This window comes from Pseudomonas cyclaminis (assembly GCF_015163715.1).
GTDB lineage: Bacteria > Pseudomonadota > Gammaproteobacteria > Pseudomonadales > Pseudomonadaceae > Aquipseudomonas > Aquipseudomonas cyclaminis.
Genome location: NZ_JADDUM010000086.1, coordinates 1 through 17,462 on the forward strand (window position 1 = coordinate 1; position 17,462 = coordinate 17,462).

14 protein-coding genes and 2 pseudogenes are annotated in these 17,462 nt (G+C 61.6%); 6 read left to right on the plus strand and 10 right to left on the minus strand.

Going from position 1 to position 17,462, the window contains the following annotated elements:
* Positions 1-93: 93 nt before the first annotated feature.
* Positions 94-906, minus strand: coding sequence for a bifunctional DNA-formamidopyrimidine glycosylase/DNA-(apurinic or apyrimidinic site) lyase (mutM, locus tag IQK56_RS12230; protein WP_122307985.1), 813 nt, complete (start codon positions 904-906; stop codon positions 94-96).
* Between the two features lie 21 nt (positions 907-927).
* On the minus strand, positions 928-1,740 hold the full coding sequence (locus tag IQK56_RS12235) for an HDOD domain-containing protein (RefSeq protein WP_193863308.1): 813 nt from the start codon (positions 1,738-1,740) through the stop codon (positions 928-930).
* Positions 1,741-2,017: 277 nt separating this feature from the next.
* On the opposite strand from IQK56_RS12235, the gene IQK56_RS12240 reads away from it, so the two are divergent.
* A complete protein-coding gene (locus IQK56_RS12240; protein ID WP_193863301.1) occupies positions 2,018-3,214 on the plus strand; it encodes a class I SAM-dependent rRNA methyltransferase in 1,197 nt (398 codons plus the stop codon).
* A gap of 249 nt (positions 3,215-3,463) precedes the next feature.
* Positions 3,464-3,619 (plus strand): annotated as a pseudogene (locus IQK56_RS12245) (MFS transporter); the annotation flags it as partial.
* 2 nt (positions 3,620-3,621) lie between these two features.
* Here IQK56_RS12245 and IQK56_RS31135 read toward each other — a convergent pair.
* Together IQK56_RS31135 and IQK56_RS12250 are read right to left on the minus strand one after the other, a co-directional pair.
* Entirely contained in the window at positions 3,622-3,765 is a 144-nt protein-coding gene (locus tag IQK56_RS31135) for a hypothetical protein (RefSeq protein ID WP_246500205.1), read from the minus strand.
* Positions 3,723-5,354: a DUF4153 domain-containing protein gene (locus tag IQK56_RS12250; RefSeq protein ID WP_246500206.1), complete on the minus strand. Its 1,632-nt coding sequence runs from the start codon at positions 5,352-5,354 to the stop codon at positions 3,723-3,725. The genes IQK56_RS31135 and IQK56_RS12250 overlap by 43 nt, the downstream gene beginning before the upstream one ends.
* A 295-nt stretch (positions 5,355-5,649) precedes the next feature.
* On the opposite strand from IQK56_RS12250, the gene ilvD reads away from it, so the two are divergent.
* Entirely contained in the window at positions 5,650-7,491 is a 1,842-nt protein-coding gene (ilvD, locus tag IQK56_RS12255; RefSeq protein WP_150674419.1) for a dihydroxy-acid dehydratase, read from the plus strand.
* A gap of 124 nt (positions 7,492-7,615) precedes the next feature.
* Here ilvD and IQK56_RS12260 read toward each other — a convergent pair whose 3' ends face one another.
* From IQK56_RS12260 to IQK56_RS12275, 5 genes are all read right to left on the minus strand, one after another.
* On the minus strand, positions 7,616-10,057 hold the full coding sequence (locus tag IQK56_RS12260; RefSeq protein ID WP_150760280.1) for a TonB-dependent siderophore receptor: 2,442 nt from the start codon (positions 10,055-10,057) through the stop codon (positions 7,616-7,618).
* Positions 10,058-10,188: 131 nt separating this feature from the next.
* The gene (locus IQK56_RS12265) at positions 10,189-10,887 is read right to left on the minus strand and encodes a FecR family protein (protein ID WP_246500208.1); all 699 of its coding nucleotides are present in this window, start codon (positions 10,885-10,887) and stop codon (positions 10,189-10,191) included.
* Positions 10,799-11,137 (minus strand): FecR/PupR family sigma factor regulator, encoded by a 339-nt coding sequence (locus IQK56_RS31140; RefSeq protein WP_246500207.1) that lies wholly within the window; start codon positions 11,135-11,137, stop codon positions 10,799-10,801. The genes IQK56_RS12265 and IQK56_RS31140 overlap by 89 nt, the downstream gene beginning before the upstream one ends.
* Positions 11,134-11,667, minus strand: coding sequence for an RNA polymerase sigma factor (locus IQK56_RS12270; protein WP_122307980.1), 534 nt, complete (start codon positions 11,665-11,667; stop codon positions 11,134-11,136). The genes IQK56_RS31140 and IQK56_RS12270 overlap by 4 nt, the downstream gene beginning before the upstream one ends.
* 204 nt (positions 11,668-11,871) lie before the next feature.
* The gene (locus tag IQK56_RS12275) at positions 11,872-12,933 is read right to left on the minus strand and encodes an HAD family hydrolase (RefSeq protein WP_150674421.1); all 1,062 of its coding nucleotides are present in this window, start codon (positions 12,931-12,933) and stop codon (positions 11,872-11,874) included.
* 242 nt (positions 12,934-13,175) lie between these two features.
* On the opposite strand from IQK56_RS12275, the gene IQK56_RS12280 reads away from it, so the two are divergent.
* Entirely contained in the window at positions 13,176-14,564 is a 1,389-nt protein-coding gene (locus tag IQK56_RS12280; RefSeq protein ID WP_193863303.1) for an L-cystine transporter, read from the plus strand.
* A gap of 65 nt (positions 14,565-14,629) precedes the next feature.
* Here the strand turns inward: IQK56_RS12280 and IQK56_RS12285 are convergent, their stop codons facing one another.
* Complete coding sequence (locus IQK56_RS12285) at positions 14,630-15,154, minus strand: dihydrofolate reductase (protein ID WP_193863305.1); 525 nt, start codon at positions 15,152-15,154, stop codon at positions 14,630-14,632.
* A 69-nt stretch (positions 15,155-15,223) separates the two neighbouring features.
* Between IQK56_RS12285 and IQK56_RS12290 the strand changes: the two are divergent.
* Together IQK56_RS12290 and IQK56_RS12295 are read left to right on the plus strand one after the other, a co-directional pair.
* Positions 15,224-16,602, plus strand: a pseudogene (locus IQK56_RS12290) (DUF2868 domain-containing protein).
* A partial coding sequence (locus tag IQK56_RS12295; RefSeq protein WP_193901713.1) for a DUF3482 domain-containing protein occupies positions 16,595-17,462 on the plus strand: 868 nt, incomplete at its 3' end. The pseudogene IQK56_RS12290 and the gene IQK56_RS12295, both read left to right, overlap by 8 nt.

A 17,462-nucleotide genomic window follows, 5' to 3' on the forward strand; every position in this document is an offset into this window, starting at 1 on the left:
GGCAAGCCCCCCTCCCACACGTTGATCTGTAAATACACTCAAAATGTCGGAGGGGGCTTGCCCCCGATAGCGGTATCAGCCACTACACACCGATCAGCCCTGACACCTCGGGCAAAACACACTCGCCCGCTGCCCCAGCACCACATTGCGCAGTTCAGTCCCGCACACCTTGCACGCCTCGCCTCCCCGGCCATAGACGAACAACTCCTGCTGGAAATACCCCGGCTGCCCGTCGCCACCGATAAAGTCGCGCAACGTGGTGCCGCCCCGCTCGATGGCGGCCGCCAGCACGCGCTTGATCTCAATCGCCAGCTTCAAATACCGCGCCCGCGAAATGCCCCCCGCCTCACGACGCGGATCAATCCCCGCCGCAAACAACGCTTCTGTCGCGTAGATATTGCCCACGCCCACCACGACCGCGTTGTCCATGATGAACGGCTTCACCGCCATCGACCGCTTGCGGGACAGCTGGAACAGGCGCTCGCCATCAAACAGGTCGGTCAACGGCTCCGGCCCCAGGCGGATCAACAGCTCATGGTTGTGCGGATCCTGGCTCCAGAGCATCGCGCCAAAGCGCCGTGGGTCGGTATAACGCAGGGCCATGCCCGACTCCAGCTCGATATCCACATGCTCATGCTTGGCCGCCGGCATACCGACTTCCACCAGGCGCAAATTGCCCGACATGCCCAAGTGACTGATCAAAGTGCCCACCTCGGCATTGATCAACAGGTACTTGGCACGCCGCTCCACCAGTACGATGCGCTGCCCGGACAGGCGCACATCCAGATCTTCCGGGATCGGCCAGCGCAGGCGCCGCTCACGTACGACTACGCGGCTGACCCGCTGGCCTTCCAGGTGCGGCGCAATCCCGCGGCGGGTGGTTTCGACTTCGGGTAACTCGGGCATGCGTACCTCTTGAAGGAAGGGTCAGTGTGCGCCCAGTTCGCGGATCGACAACTTCATGCTCTCAAAGTCGTAATCCGACAGGCCCACGTAGTCCAGCACCAGAGGGCCAATGGCGTTCCACTCATGGTCAACCGACTGGTTGCCCAGCACCCGGTAGGACGAGCAGATGTGCTCGGCCATCTTCAGGATCGCCAGCAGGTTCTTCACCTGCGGATTGCGCGAGGACTCGTCGCTGAAAACCGCCAGGGCGTTGTGGTGGTTGGCGATGGCATCGGTCACATGCTCCGGCAGGCGCCAGGACTTGGCGGTGTAATACCCGACCACGGCGTGGTTGGTGTGAAAGGCGTTGTTTTCGGTGTCGACCACGCGGCAGTCAGGGCCGGCGTCAGCGTAGGCCTCTTCCAGCACGGTCATGTAGTTGGGGAAACGCTTGAGCATCAGCGGCACGCCGCAATCGTGGAACAGGCCCAAGGCATAGGCCTCGTCGACTGCCTGGGAACCCGTGCGCTTGGCCAGGGTGAGGCAGGTCATGGCCACATCCTGGGCCGTGTCCCAGAAGCGGTTGAGGGTGACGATGGTGTCGTCGCTCATCTCGCCCCGGATCGACTGCGCGTTGATCAGGTTGATGATTGACCGGCTGCCCAGCAGGTTCACTGCGCGCTGGATCGAGGCGATCTTGTTGCTCAGGCCGTAATACGGCGAGTTGACGATCTTCAGCAGCGCGCCCGACAGGCCTGGGTCCTGGGAAATCAACCGCGCGATCACTTCCAGATCCGGGTCGGGCATGTACTGCTCCATCTGCAAATCCACCATGATTTGCGGCTGGGGCGGCACGCTGATGCCTTGCAGGGCCTGTTGGATCTGTTCGGCTGAAAGCTCTTGGGACATAAGTACACACTCTGGGCTAGGCGAGGATTCTACCCCCTAAGCAGACATGGCCGACACCCACAACCCAAACTGAAACCCGATCAAATGTGGGAGGGGGCTTGCCCCCGATAGCATCACCGCCGTACGTCAGATACACCGCGCCGCCTGCATCGCAGGCAAGCCAGCTCACACATGAGCCGGTGCGCAAGAGGTATACTCCCGCTCTTTTTTCCGGAGCGACGTCATGTCCCTGCCAAGCCTGCGTCTCAAAGCCAACGCCGATCGTCGTTTGCGCAACGGCCACCTGTGGGTCTACAGCAACGAAATCGATGTGGCTGCCATACCTCTTAACGGCTTCCAGGCAGGCGACCAGGCAATCCTGGAAGCGGCCGGCGGCAAGACCCTGGGCATCGTGGCCATGAGCCCGAACAACCTGATCTGCGCCCGCCTGCTGTCACGCGACATCAAGTTGCCGCTGGACAAGTCGCTGCTGGTGCACCGCATCAACGTTGCCCTGTCCCTGCGTGATCGCCTGTTCGACAAGCCGTTCTACCGCCTGGTCTACGGCGATTCCGACCTGCTGCCGGGCCTGGTGGTCGACCGTTTCGGCGACATCCTGGTAGTACAGATCGCCTCGGCGACCATGGAAGCCCACAAGGAAGACGTGATCGCTGCACTGACCCAAGTGCTCAAGCCGAGCGGCATCCTGTTCAAGAACGACTCCGCCGCACGCGACGCCGAAGGCCTCAACCGCTACGTCGAAACCGTATTCGGCCTGGTGCCGGAGTGGGTTGCGCTGGAAGAGAACGGCGTGAAATTCGAAGCCCCGGTGATCCAGGGCCAGAAAACCGGCTGGTTCTACGACCACCGCATGAACCGTGCGCGCCTGGCTCCCTATGCCAAGGGCAAACGCGTACTCGACCTGTACAGCTACATCGGCGGCTGGGGCGTGCAAGCCGCAGCCTTCGGCGCCAGTGAAGTGTTCTGCGTCGATGCATCCGCCTTCGCCCTCGACGGCGTAGAGCGCAATGCTGCGCTGAACGGCGTTGCCGAGAAGATGACCTGCATCGAAGGCGACGTCTTTGAAGCCCTCAAAGAGCTGAAAGCCAGCGAAGAGCGTTTCGACGTGATCGTCGCCGACCCACCGGCCTTCATCAAACGCAAAAAAGACATGAAAAACGGCGAAGGCGCCTACCGCCGCCTCAACGAGCAAGCCATGCGCCTGCTCAGCAAGGACGGCATCCTGGTCAGCGCTTCGTGCTCCATGCACCTGCCGGAAGACGACCTGCAAAACATCCTGCTGACCAGCGCCCGTCACCTGGACCGCAATATCCAAATGCTCGAACGCGGCGGCCAAGGTCCGGATCATCCGGTGCACCCGGCGATTGTCGAGACGCGGTACATCAAGAGCATTACGTGCCGGTTGTTGCCAAACAGCTAAAGCCAAGCACAGATAAAAAGGTGGGAGGGGGCTTGCCCCCGATAGCCGTGTGTCAGCCAGCTAATATGGGGCTGACACTACGCAATCGGGGGCAAGCCCCCTCCCACATTTGTTTTGTGGTTGCCGTGAAAGCTCTTCCTACCCAAGCAAGCCACATCAATTCAGGAAGTTTCTCTCAACGCTTTTGATTGAATTCCATTTTTCGCAGACTAGTATCGGTTTCTGGTTTTACTCCGGAAAACAAAAACAATGTCTGGGCCCACCCTTTCCCGCTTTATCCTCATCAGCTTCTTCCCGATCAATATCCTGCTGCCCTATTTCCCTGCCCTGGCGACAAGGTTCGACACGCCTAGCGCCGATATCGCGCTGTCAATCAGCCTGTTCACCCTGGTGTTTTCGATCTCCGCTTAAGGCTGCCGAATCACCGGGCTGAGCAACATGTCACTGGACTGCAATTGCAGATAGCGCGGCTTGACCAGGGAAACCTTGCCTTCGCGGATGTCGTGGATCAGCGTTTCAGTGTCGACGTAACCGTCGGCAGTTGCGTCCACAGCAGCGGGCCGCGATCGTCCCATTCACCCTGCTCGTCCAGCACGAAAATACGCGGCGGTTTGAAGTCGTGACGGTAGCTGGTGCGGGGTATCGCCAGCACTTCAGGCTGGCCATCCCTGTCGAGATCGACCGCCCACAGCACACAACCGGGCGCGCAAGGCGCATCGGTGTTCAGGCTGAGTTCGGCAAACTGTTCGCTGCCTTTGGGCGCCGGGCCGATCCATTCCAGTTCGGGCTTGGGCCGCTCGGCCCGTTCCTTGGCATAGCGCTCAGTGAAACTCAGCGCGGTGTCTTCCATCCGCTCACGCAACGCGCGGCGCCCTTGCGCGTCCAGAATGCGCTCCTGGTCCAGGTCGACCTGCAACTTCGCATACGCCTCCTCGCCCGCCTTCTCCAAGCCAAACCGCAGGTAGTGCGCATCGAACGCTTCAGCCTTGGTGCGCCCGTCAAGCAAACGCTGGACCTGATCGTTGACGCTCAGGCGCACCGGATCGAGGATCGGCGTATTAATCAACACCACCAGCCCACAGAACAGCAACGCCAGGGCCGGGTTGGTGATACGCAAGTTGCCCAGCCAGACCGGCGAGCGCAAGGCCACCGCCCATACTGCCGCAAGGCCGTACAGGCCACACAGCAGCGCCGCCGCCAGGGCGACGAAGCGTTGCGGCGACAGGGCGTACTGCTCGACCCGCAGCCAGCTTGAGTAAAACGCCAACGCGGCCAGGATCGGCAGGCATAGCAGGCTCAACTCGATAAAGTGCGTCAGCCATTTAGGATACGGCCGGGCTTGGACGCCCTCCTGGAATACGCCGTTGAGCAAGAACAGCTGTACACCGGCCAGCACCAGCAAGATCGGCGTGGAATAGCCCGTGGCCCAGATCCGTTCCAGACCGGTGAACGGCAAGGTGAGGGTAAACAGCACACTGATCAGTGCGATCAGCGGCAACAACAAGCCACACGCGCTGAACAGCATGCCGCGCATCTGGCCGATGATTTTCTCGCTGCGCCCGCCCAAGTACATGCCCAAGGCGAATACCAGCGGCAGGCTGATGCACAGGAATAACTGGCTCCAGAAGTGGCGCTCGAAGAACTCGATACCCAGCATCAAAAAAAGCCGGCCCCAGAGCTTTAGCAATAACATGAACACACCCACCAGAATCAGGGCGTACAGCACGATAAACACACTGTTCCAGGCTTGTTGGAACAGGTCTTCATAGCGCCAGCGCTGCCCTTTTACGGCGGGCCAGGCAAGCAGAAACGTCGCACAGACGTAACTCAGTACCACCACACTGATGAACCAGGAGTTGATCAGCCAGCGGTTATTGCCGACATGGTCGAGGCCGTAGCACACCGACAGCGTCATGCCGCCCATCAACAGGGTGAACGCCAGCGTAGGCAACAAGGAGCGCCACTGTCGGGCTTTTTCCCCCAGCAACTGCAAGGTGGTGCCACCCACCAACACCACGGTGTAGGTGACAAAAAACAGCGTCTCGCTCAAGCGATAGAGCTGGTCGGAGAAATAGAAGACGATTCCCTGGATCAGGCCGATCAGCAGGTAGAACCCAAGAAAACGATGGATAACGGGCATTCCAATTCCTTTGGAGTGGGGTGAGGGCAAAGGGCCGCTAGTCTAAACAAAGCCTGCGGCCCTGAGTATTGCCCCGTTCCCTCCAGCCGCCAGCGGTGTAGAATCGGCCCTATTCATCGCCAGTCATCCCCCGGCGGGTTTATGAGCTCAAGGCCAATGCGCACGGCGATCCCGTCACGTTTGCGGCAACTTCCGGACACCAGTGCCATTTTTCGGGTGTTCCAGACGTCAACAGAAGCTCACTCCCCAGTAGTACCTGATTAGTAGTTACCTGATTAGCCGCCCGGAGTGCTCCATGCCAGATTACCGCTCGAAAACATCCACCCACGGCCGCAACATGGCCGGCGCGCGCGCACTGTGGCGTGCCACGGGGATGAAAGATGACGACTTCAAGAAGCCGATCATCGCGATTGCCAACTCGTTCACCCAGTTCGTACCGGGCCACGTCCACCTCAAGGACCTGGGCCAACTGGTCGCCCGCGAGATCGAACGCGCTGGCGGCGTCGCCAAGGAATTCAACACCATCGCCGTGGACGACGGCATCGCCATGGGCCATGACGGCATGCTGTATTCGCTGCCGAGCCGCGAGATCATCGCCGACTCCGTGGAATACATGGTCAACGCCCACTGCGCCGACGCTATCGTGTGCATCTCCAACTGCGACAAGATCACCCCCGGCATGCTCATGGCCTCCCTGCGCCTGAATATCCCGGTGATCTTCGTCTCCGGCGGCCCGATGGAAGCCGGCAAGACCAAGCTCGCCTCCCACGGCCTCGACCTGGTCGACGCCATGGTCATCGCCGCCGATTCCAGCGCTTCTGACGAGAAGGTCGCGGAATACGAGCGCAGCGCTTGCCCGACGTGCGGTTCATGCTCCGGCATGTTCACCGCCAACTCGATGAACTGCCTGGTGGAAGCCCTGGGCCTGGCCTTGCCGGGCAACGGCTCGACACTGGCCACCCACAGCGACCGCGAGCAGCTGTTCCTGCAGGCCGGCCGCACCATCGTCGAGCTGTGCAAGCGTTACTACACCGAGAACGATGACTCGGTGCTGCCGCGCAACATCGCCAACTTCAAGGCGTTCGAAAACGCCATGACCCTGGACATCGCCATGGGCGGTTCCACCAACACCATCCTGCACTTGCTGGCCGCCGCCCAGGAAGCCGAGATCGATTTCGACCTGCGCGACATCGACCGTCTGTCCCGTCACGTGCCGCAACTGTGCAAAGTCGCGCCGAACATCCAGAAGTACCACATGGAAGACGTGCACCGCGCCGGCGGGATCTTCTCAATCCTGGGCTCCCTGGCCCGTGGCGGCCTGCTGCACACCGACCTGCCGACCGTGCACAGCAAGTCCCTGGCCGAAGGCATCGCCAAGTGGGACATCACCCAGACTGACGACGAAGCCGTGCACACCTTCTTCAAGGCCGGCCCGGCGGGCATCCCGACTCAGACTGCGTTCAGCCAGTCGACCCGTTGGGACACCCTCGACGACGACCGTGAAAACGGCTGCATCCGCAGTGTCGAGCACGCCTACTCGCAGGAAGGCGGCCTGGCCGTGCTGTACGGCAACATCGCCGTCGACGGCTGCGTAGTCAAAACCGCCGGTGTGGATGAATCCATCCACGTCTTCGAAGGTCGCGCCAAGATCTACGAAAGCCAGGACAGCTCGGTACGCGGCATCCTCGCCGACGAAGTGAAAGAAGGCGACATCGTGATCATCCGCTACGAAGGCCCGAAAGGCGGCCCGGGTATGCAGGAGATGCTCTACCCGACGTCGTACCTCAAGTCCAAAGGCCTGGGCAAAGCCTGCGCCCTGCTGACCGACGGCCGCTTCTCCGGCGGCACCTCGGGCCTGTCCATCGGCCATGCTTCGCCGGAAGCTGCTGCGGGTGGCGCGATTGGCCTGGTGCAGGATGGCGACAAGGTGCTGATCGACATTCCGAACCGCTCGATCAACCTGTTGATCAGCGACGAAGAACTGGCGGCACGCCGGGTTGAGCAGGACAAGAAAGGCTGGAAGCCGGTTGAGAAGCGTCCACGTAAAGTGACGACCGCCTTGAAGGCTTATGCCCTGCTGGCCACCAGCGCCGACAAAGGTGCTGTGCGTAACAAGGCGATGCTTGACGGTTTGTAAGCCGCGCCCATAAAAATGCCCCGCCTGGTGCGGGGCATTTTTTTGCCTGGAGCAATTCTCCAGAACACTGCAGACCAAAATGTAGGAGGAACTTGCCCCCTCCCACATTAGCTGTTGTAAGGAATCAGAACTGCGGTGTGTAGGTCATGGTAAACATCACATTACGTGGATCGCCATAGTAGTTGCTGCCCCAGTTCGCGTTATACGCCGGGATGTAGTACTTCTTGTCGAACATATTGTTCAGGTTTGCCGCCACGGTGAATTCCTGGTTGATCTTGTACGCCACTCGCGAGTCCCACAGTGCATTGCCCGGGACGCTGAACGTGCGGTCGTAGGCTTCGGTGCTGCTTTGCGCGGTCACGCCGGCGCCGACGCTGACTTTGTTCCAGTCGCCCGGAAGTTGGTAATCACCCCAGACCTTGAGCAGGTGCTTGGGGGTCCAGGTGCTGAAGATCTTGCCTTCGTAGGTGTCATCCTTGAGGAATTTGGTGGTGTTGTAGGTGTAGCTGGAGGCCAGTTGCAGGCCTGGCAGCACTTCACCGCCCAGTGTGGCTTCAAAGCCTTGGCTGCGGACCTCGCCCGAGGCGACCGAGCAGTACCAACCATTGCAGTTCATCGGCCCTTGCAGGTCCTGGACGCCACGGTTTTCCTGGTCATAGCGGAAGATGGCAAACGAGGTATTGAGGCGACCCTCGGCCAACTCGCCCTTGATGCCCATCTCATAGTTTTTGCCTTCGATAGGTTTGAGCAACGAACCGGAAGTGGTCAGGTTGGTTTGCGGTTCAAAGGCGTCGGCGTAGCTGGCGTAGGCCGACCACTGTTCGTTCAGGGCGTAGACCAGGCCTGCATATGGCGTGACCTTGCCAGTGGTTTGCGTGGTGCTTTTCTCGGCTGCGTTATACACACCGCCGAACCCGCCCTGGCCAATGTAGGCATAGTCATACCAACTGGTGCGTGCACCAACAATCAGGGTCAGTGGGTCCAGGACTTTTACGCGCCAGGTGCCATAGATGCCTTTCTGACGGATGTCATACCAGCTCTTGGAGGCGGCGCCGTCCCTGAACAATTGCGATGCGTCGCGCTGCGGGCGGTTGTGGTCGATGTTGAAGATATCCGCACCGGGATTTGACGCCCGTGCCCACTGGTCATTGGTGGTGAGTTTGGAATAGTTGGCCCCCAGCACCATCTCCTGCTGCAAGCCCAGCCCCTCGAACTTGCCGTTTACATACACATCGGCGCCGCGGCTCTTGGTATTGAAGTCGGTGATCCAGTCCACGTAGGGCACAGTGCCGCCGCCTACAGGGACGGTGTCCCATGTCGCCTGGTAGGTTGCGTCGTTGTGTTCATCCATTGCCACCAGCGCCGCTTTCACCTTCCAGTCCTCGTTGAAGCGATGCTCGATATCGGCAAACACCTGGGTCTGGTTGTTGACGTTACGGTTCCAACTGGCGCCGACAAAGGTCGAGCGCGACAGGCCGATATCGCTACCATCGGCGTAACGCGGCAACGACATGAAGTTGGGCCGCGAGTGACCTTTCTGGTTGCTGATGCCTACGCCGACGGTGGTGTCGGGGCTGAAGTCGTAGTCCACGGCGCCATAGACCGTCTGATTCCAGCCACCGACGTAATCGACAAACGAATCTGTGGTGTCGTAGTCAGCCACAAAACGGCCACGTAACGTGCCTTCGGCGTTCAGCGGGCCGCCGGCATCCACTTGGGTGCCGTAATGGTCCCAGGAGCCCGCCTTGGCGGTAATGGTCACGGTCGGCGCCTGCTGGCCGCGCTTGCGCACCAGGTTCATGGTGCCACCGGGGCTGTTGGCGCCTTGCAGCAAGGCAGCCGGGCCGCGCAGGGTTTCGACGCGATCGTAGATTGCCATGTTCTCGGTGAGGTAGCTGCCCAGCGTATAGGTATTACGCGGGATGCCCACGCCGTCGTATTGCAGGGTGCCGACTTCAAAACCACGGGAGAAGATAAACATGCCGGGGCCGGGAGATTTGGTCGCGGTCAGGCCAGGCGTGCGCTTGACCACCTCGGAGAGCTTGGTGGTGTTCTGGTCATCCATCTGCTTGCGGGTCATGACGCTGACCGATTGCGGGATGTCCTTGAGCTTTTGCTCGCCCTTGCCCAGGGTTACGGCGCCGGTGGTGTAGGAACCGCTGCCTTCAGTGGTCACGCCAAGGCGTTCGGCGCTGATGGTGGTGGCGCCGACTTCGATGGCGGAGCCTGTGGCCACGGTTTTTTCCAGGGTCACGGTATCGGAATTGATGAATGCCGCCCTCAAGCCAGTTCCACCGAGCAGTTGCCCCAAGGCTTCGCGTTGACCCACGGTGCCTTTTACACCCGGCGACATCACCCCTTGGGTCAACTCCCCGGACACCAGCACCTGCACCCGCGTCACCGCCGAAAACGCCGCCAATGCGCCATCCAGGCTTTGCCCTGGAATATCAAAACGGTACGTCTGGGCCTGGACAGTCTCGGCGGCGTGCAAATACAGCGGCGCGGTGCCGCTGGCCAGTGAGATAGCCAATGCCAGCAAGGGCCGTGCGGCGAATCGATGTGCCATGGATGGTGCTCCCCGGTGCAAAAAGTCTGTGATCGGCGCCGCACTACTTGAGAGTGCTTACTATTTACGCCTCAGTGATCAAGGACGACCGCTTGGGGAGAAACCCTGAAAGTTTTTTCAAAAAGTTGCGTTCAAGACGCCTTGCCTTCGCGCAGCACCAGTAAATACGGGGTGTAGTGCTCGGTGTGCAGGTTGAGGGTGTACTCCAGCGCCTTGATCACGGCCTCGGGTTTGTCGATTTCAAACACACCAGACACCACGCGATTGCGCAGTGCATCACCGAGCACCAGGGTTTTTCCAGGCCAGTAACGGTTCAACTCGCTGACCACCTCGGACAACGGCTGCTGGCGGAACACCAGTTGCCGCTGGCGCCAGGCAAAGCCGCTGGCCGGCTCGAAACCATGCGCCTGCGCCAGTTGCCGGCCCTGATACTCCACCGCCCGCCCAGGCTCCAGATACACCGGCGCGCCGCTGCCGGCGCTGACCTCGACCTTGCCCTGCGCCACCTGCACCCGCGTTTGCGCATCACGGCGCGCCACGCTGAACTGCGTGCCGACCACCTTCACCCAGCCATCGCCGGATTGCACCACAAAGGGCCGCGCCGGATCTTTGGTCACCTCGAAGAAGCCTTCGCCGCGCAGTAAGCGGATCTGCCGTTCGCCCGCACTCATGCGCACCTGCACCGCGCTGTCGGTGTTGAGTTGCAGGTGCGAGCCGTCGGCCAGTTCGATGGTGCGCGTCTCACCGGTGCCGGTGGCATAGTCGGCGCGCAGGCGGTCGAGCCAGGGGCGTGTTTTGCACGGTGAGGCCCAGCGCCAGCAGCACGGCAGCGGCGGCGGCCCAACGGCGCACTGGTCTGCGCCAGGCAGCTTGCTCCGCCCGGCGAACCCGCTGCGCCGGTTCGCGCAGGCCGCCGAGCATCGCTTGCACTTCCTGCCAGGCTTGATCCTGGGCACTGCCCTGCCCCAGCCAGATGGCAAAGGCGTCCAGCTCATCAGGCGTGACGTCTTCGGCCTGCAGGCGGAAATACCAACCGGACGCTTCGGCGAACAGTTCGTCGGCAGTAGGTGTGGCAGTCATGACCGACGTCCTTGTGCATCGCAGGCTAGCCGCGTCTTGATGTAGGCGCGGCATTCAATCAAGGCGCGACGCAATTGGTATTCCACACTGCGCGGGGTGATCGACAAGCGTTCGCCAATCTCGCGGTAGGAAAGTTCGTCGACATGATAGAGCAGGAAGATCTGCCGAGTCGCTTCGGGCAACGCCAGGATGGCGTCCTGCATCAATTGTTCTTGCTGGTAGGCGGCCAATTGTTCATCGGCACCGGGGTTGCTGCACGGCAGTTCTTCGCTGGGCTCGCCGGCGTCCAGGCGCTCACGGCGAATGGCCTGGCGCTGGTGATCACGCACCAGGTTGCTGGCGATGGTGAAGAGGAAGGCTGGCAGGTTGTCGATCTTCTCGCCGGACTCCAGGCGCGCCAGGCGCAGGAACGACTCCTGGGTCAGGTCAGCCGCCACTTGGGCACTGCCGGTGCGACGGGTGACGAAGGCTTCGAGGGCTTTCTTCTGCTCCGCGAACAGGCGCGCGATCTGCGAATTCCAAGAGAGCACGGCACGACCTTGAAGGGAACGGAGGGTTCAGGAGGTGCGCACGCTAGCAGAGGATGAGATTGGTTCGCAATTGATATCTATTTTTGCTGGGGCTTTATGGTGTTCTTGAGATAGCCATCGGGGGGCAAGCCCCCTCCCACACGTGACTGTGTCCACATCAAAATGTGGGAGGGGGCTTGCCCCCGATTAGCAGGCGACTCGGTTTTACTGAATGTCCTCCGGCTTGACGATCACCCAGTTTTTGTCCGCCGTCACCGGCAACCCTTCCTTGGCCTGCGCCGCTGCGTGCTTGGCCATCATGCCGTTGAGTTGGGTCATGTATTTGTCCTTGCGGTTGATCCACAGGTGCACGCCGCCCTTGGCCACGTCCACATCGTGGAACAGCATGTAGCCGTCGCTGGTGGGTGTGTCGCCGCCGACGATCACCGGTTTTTTCCATTCGTCGATGTAGGTGAGGATCGCCGCGTGCTTACCAGCCATCCAGGTTGCCGGGGTCCACAGGTAGGGCGTCAGCTCCAGGCCGAGGTTGGCTTTTTCGTCGTATTTGCCAGCTGTGATCTGTTTACGCGCTGTGGTCAGCTCGCCGGTCTTGCGGTCCTTGAGCAGGGTGCTCACGCCGATGACGTTTTCGGGTTTGACGTTGTAGCCGTACTTCGGATCCGCCGCGACCATGCGCACCAGCTCCTCGGAAGCGGCGGTCATCACGTACACCTCGATGCCGTTTTCCATCAGCTTGTTGTACAGCTCGGTCTGGCCGGTGAAGACTTTCGGCGGCTGCACCTCGGACTTCTTCACCACATCGCCTTCGAAATAGCTGACCGGCACGGGCTTGCCGGACGCCATCAGCTCATCCACCTGGACCTTGAGTTCCTTGAGGGTGAAGCCGGAAAACACCTGGGCAACCCATGGGTAGCAGACCATGTCGTCCACTTCGCACAGGCGATAGTAGTAACTGAACAGACTTTCCTTATGGTCGGCGGTGTCTTTGAACGGCATAAGCTTGAGCGAGGGATCGAGACTGTCGCGGGTGATCAGGCCCTTGTTTTCCATGTAGGGCAGCAGGGACTCTTCAAGGTCGTAGCGGTAGCTCGTGTTGTCCATGTCGAACACCGCGTAGTTACCCTTGTTGGCGTTGGCGGCGATCATGTCGTTCAGTTGCTTGGCGGCAGGCGCGGGCCAGTGTTTCAACTCGGTGGCGGCAAACGCCTGGCTGGCGAGTCCCAGGCACAGTGCGGCGGATACCAGTAGTTTCGGCGCAAGCTTCATCGGCGTTGTCTCCCTGAGTGAAAGACATCGACGCTAACAAATCCGCGTGACAGTTCCCATGTTGAGCGCGACCGCGCGCGTCCTGATCCCGCCAGCGGCATACACCTGAGCGTCAACGGCTTATTCCAAAAACGACAGTTGCCATTCCATATCGGTATTAAATCAATAAATATCAAGCTGTTAGGCTTTCCGGTTCGCAATCGCAGGCTCACGCGATTGGCTGCCTTCTCAACGGAGCTTCAATGAATCTGCCTCTGATTCTCAACTTACTGGTGTTCGTGGCCCTGCTGTTGGGCTTGGCACAAACCCGTCGCACTCACTGGAGCCTCGCCAAGAAGGTCTTGTTCGCCCTGGTCCTGGGCGTGGCATTCGGCGTGGCGCTGCACAGCATCTACGGTGCCGGCAACCCGGTGCTCAAGGCCTCCATCGGCTGGTTCGACCTGGTCGGCAATGGCTACGTGCAATTGCTGCAAATGATCGTGATCCCGCTGGTATTTGCCTCGATCCTCAGCGCTGTGGCGCGTCTGCACAACGCGGCGTCCCTGGGCAAGATCAGCTTCCTGACCATCGGCACGCTGCTGTTCACCACCGCGATTGCGGCCTTGATCGGTATCGGCCTGACCAACCTGTTCGGCCTCACCGCCGACGGCCTGGTGGCCGGCACCCAGGAAATGGCGCGCCTGCAAGTGATCCAGAGTGATTACGCGGGCAAGGTCGCCGACCTGAATATCCCGCAGTTGCTGCTCTCGTTCGTGCCGTCGAACCCATTCGCCGATCTGGCCCGGGCCAAGCCGACGTCGATTATCAGCGTGGTGATTTTCGCTGCATTCCTGGGCGTTGCCGCGCTGCAACTGCTCAAGGATGACGTGGAAAAAGGCCAGAAAGTACTCAACGCCATCGACACCCTGCAAGCCTGGGTGATGCGCCTGGTGCGCCTGGTGATGAAGCTGACGCCGTACGGCGTATTGGCGCTGATGACCAAGGTGGTCGCCGGTTCCAACCTGCAAGACATCATCAAGCTCGGCAGTTTTGTGCTGGTGTCGTACCTGGCGCTGGGCCTGATGTTCGTGGTGCATGGCTTGCTGCTGTCGCTGGCCGGGATCAACCCGCTGCGGTTTTTCCGCAAGGTCTGGCCGGTACTGACCTTCGCCTTCACCAGCCGCTCCAGCGCAGCGGCTATCCCGCTGAGCATTGAGGCGCAGACCCGCCGCCTGGGCATCCCGCAATCCATCGCCGGGTTCGCCGCCTCGTTTGGCGCGACCATCGGCCAGAACGGTTGTGCCGGTCTTTATCCTGCGATGTTGGCGGTGATGGTAGCGCCGACCGTGGGCATCAACCCGCTGGACCCGCTGTGGATTGCGACCCTGGTGGCGATTGTGACCCTGAGTTCGGCCGGTGTGGCGGGCGTGGGCGGCGGTGCGACCTTTGCCGCGCTGATCGTGCTGCCGGCCATGGGCTTGCCGGTGTCACTGGTGGCGCTGCTGATTTCCGTGGAGCCGCTGATCGACATGGGCCGCACGGCGTTGAACGTGAACGGTTCGATGACGGCGGGCGCGATTACCAGCCAGATCATGGGGCAGACGGACAAAGCCTTGTTGGATGCCGATGAGCATGGGCAGCTGGTTAGCTGAGTTACAAGCTACCAGCCTCAAGCTGCAAGTAAGAGCCCATCTGCTTTTACTTGCAGCTTGTAGCTTTAAGCCAGCAACTGCTCTCTCTCCCAAACCTCAAAGTTGTAAGCCGGCTTATCCCCTTCAGCCGCATTCTCCAGATTTGAAACCAGCTTCCACCGGTTCATATCAAACTCCGGAAACCACGCATCCCCTTCCGGGCTCAGCGCCACCCGCGTCAGATACAGGCGATCCGCCTGCTCCAGCCCCTGCGCATACAACTGCGCACCGCCGATCAGCATCAGCTCATCCACGCCGTGCTCCAGCGCCCAGGCTTCAGCCCGCTCGACCGCCGCGTCCAGTGACGGAAAAACTTCCGCACCTTCCAGCGCCAGGTCGGTCTGACGGCTAACCACCAGATTCAAGCGCCCCGGCAGCGGTCGGCCCAGGGAATCCCAGGTCTTGCGCCCCATGATGATCGGCTTGCCAAGGGTGGTGGCCTTGAAATATTTGAAATCCCCCGGCAAGTGCCAGGGCATGCTGTTGTCGACGCCGATCACACGGTTTTCACCGAGGGCTGCGATCAGGCTTAAAGGGAGAGTTTTTTTCATGGCGACGAGAATACCAGAGCCACGACCCAGCGGTTATGCTCCAGGCTCACTGACACAACAGGACGGCGCGTGACTGCACTGAACCCCCTGCAAAAACTCTGGCTGACAGAAACCGTGCGCCTGCGTGAAGAACACGCAGGCAATCTCGAGACCTGGAAGCCAACCGCCTGGCCCGCACGGCCGGTGGCGACCTGCCGACGCGTATCCAGCATCGCGCCCTGCATCTGGCCGAGCGCGACGGGCTGACCGCCGCCCTTACCCGCTGGCTGCAAGGTGCGCGCCTGGCGCTGGTGCTGCTGGCGCTGGTCGCTGTCGTCAGCGGCGCCGGGCTGGCCTTTGCCGCGCTGGGCAACGGCCTGACCCCGGTGAATGTGTTCTGGGCCCTGGGCAGCCTGCTCGGCTTGAATCTGATCCTGCTGATAAGTTGGGCCTTGGGCCTGCTGTTGGCTGGCGAACACAGCGCCAGCCTCGGCCGCCTGTGGTTGTGGCTCAGTGAGAAACTCGCCCGCGACGCCAAGGCCGCGCAATTGGCCCCGGCGTTATTGCTGTTGTTGCAGCGCCAGAAACTCAATCGCTGGGCGGTCGGCGTGCTGGTCAACGGCCTGTGGCTGCTGGCACTGTTCAGCGCGCTGGTGATTCTGCTGACACTGCTCGCCACCCGGCGCTACGGCTTTGTGTGGGAAACCACCATCCTCGGCGCCGACACCTTCGTCGCCATGACCCAGGCCCTCGGCGCACTCCCCGCGATGCTCGGCTTCAACGTGCCGACCGTCGAGATGATCCGCGCCAGCGGCGACTCCGCCTTGAATATCGAAAGCGCCCGTCAAGCCTGGGCGGCCTGGCTGGTAGGCGTACTGCTGGTGTATGGCCTGCTGCCACGGTTGATCCTCGCCCTGTTGTGCCTGTGGCGCTGGCAACGCGGACGCGCCGCCTTGCGCCTGGACCTGAACCTGCCGGGCTACAGCCAACTGCGCGAACGCCTGATGCCCAGCAGCGAACGCCTCGGAATCAACGACGCCGCGCCCGAACAATTGCACCACGTCACCGGTGGCGTCAGTGAGCAGGAAAGCGCCGGCGCCCTGCTGGTGGCCATTGAGCTGGACGACCAGCACCCCTGGCCGCCCAAACTGCCGGCCCAGGTAAAAAACGCCGGCATCCTCGACAGCCGGGAATCGCGCAACAAGCTGCTGGAACAGCTCACCCGCTTCCCGCCCGCACGCCTGGCCATCGCCTGCGACCCGCGCCGTTCGCCGGATCGCGGCAGCCTGGCGCTGATCGCCGAACTCGCACGCAGTGCCGCGGCCACCCGCGTCTGGTTGCTGCAAGCGCCGCCGGGCCAGGCGCTGGATGCCGAACGCCTGGGCGATTGGCACACCGCGCTGCAACAGCTGGAGCTGCCCTTCGCCGACTGCGCGCCGCTGAACTGGCTGGAGACCGGTCATGACTAAACCACTGAAACTCGCCGTGGTCGGCCACACCAACGTGGGCAAGACCTCGCTGCTGCGCACCCTGACCCGTGACGTGGGCTTCGGCGAAGTCTCCCATCGCCCCAGCACCACGCGGCATGTGGAAGGCGCGCGCCTGTCGGTGGACGGCGAAGCCTTGCTGGAGCTGTACGACACGCCCGGCCTGGAAGATGCCATCGCCCTGCTCGACTACCTGGAACGCCTCGACCGCCCTGGCGAACGCCTGGACGGCCCGGCGCGCCTCGCACGCTTCCTCGACGGCAGTGAAGCCCGCCAGCGTTTCGAGCAGGAAGCCAAGGTGCTGCGCCAACTGCTGGCCTCGGACGCCGGCCTGTATGTGATCGACGCCCGCGAGCCGGTGCTGGCCAAGTACCGCGATGAGCTGCAAGTGCTGGCCAGTTGCGGCAAGCCGTTGCTGCCGGTGCTCAATTTCGTCAGCAGCAGCGACCACCGCGAGCCGGACTGGCGTGAAGCCCTGGCCCGCCTCGGCCTGCATGCGCTGGTGCGTTTTGACAGTGTCGCGCCGCCGGAAGACGGCGAGCGTCGCCTGTATGAAAGCCTGGCCCTGCTGCTGGAAAACGCACGGCCGCAGTTGGAGCGGCTGATCCTGGACCAGCAAGCCCAACGCCAGGCCCGCCAGCAAAGCGCCGCTCGCTTGATCGCCGAATTGTTGATCGACTGCGCCGCGTGCCGACGCAGCGTGGTCACTGAAGATGAGCAGCAAGCCATCGGCGAGTTGCGCAAGGCCGTGCGCCAGCGCGAACAAAAATGCGTGGAAGCCCTGCTCAAGCTGTTCGGCTTTCGCCCACACGATGCGGCCGCCAGCGACCTGCCGCTGCTGG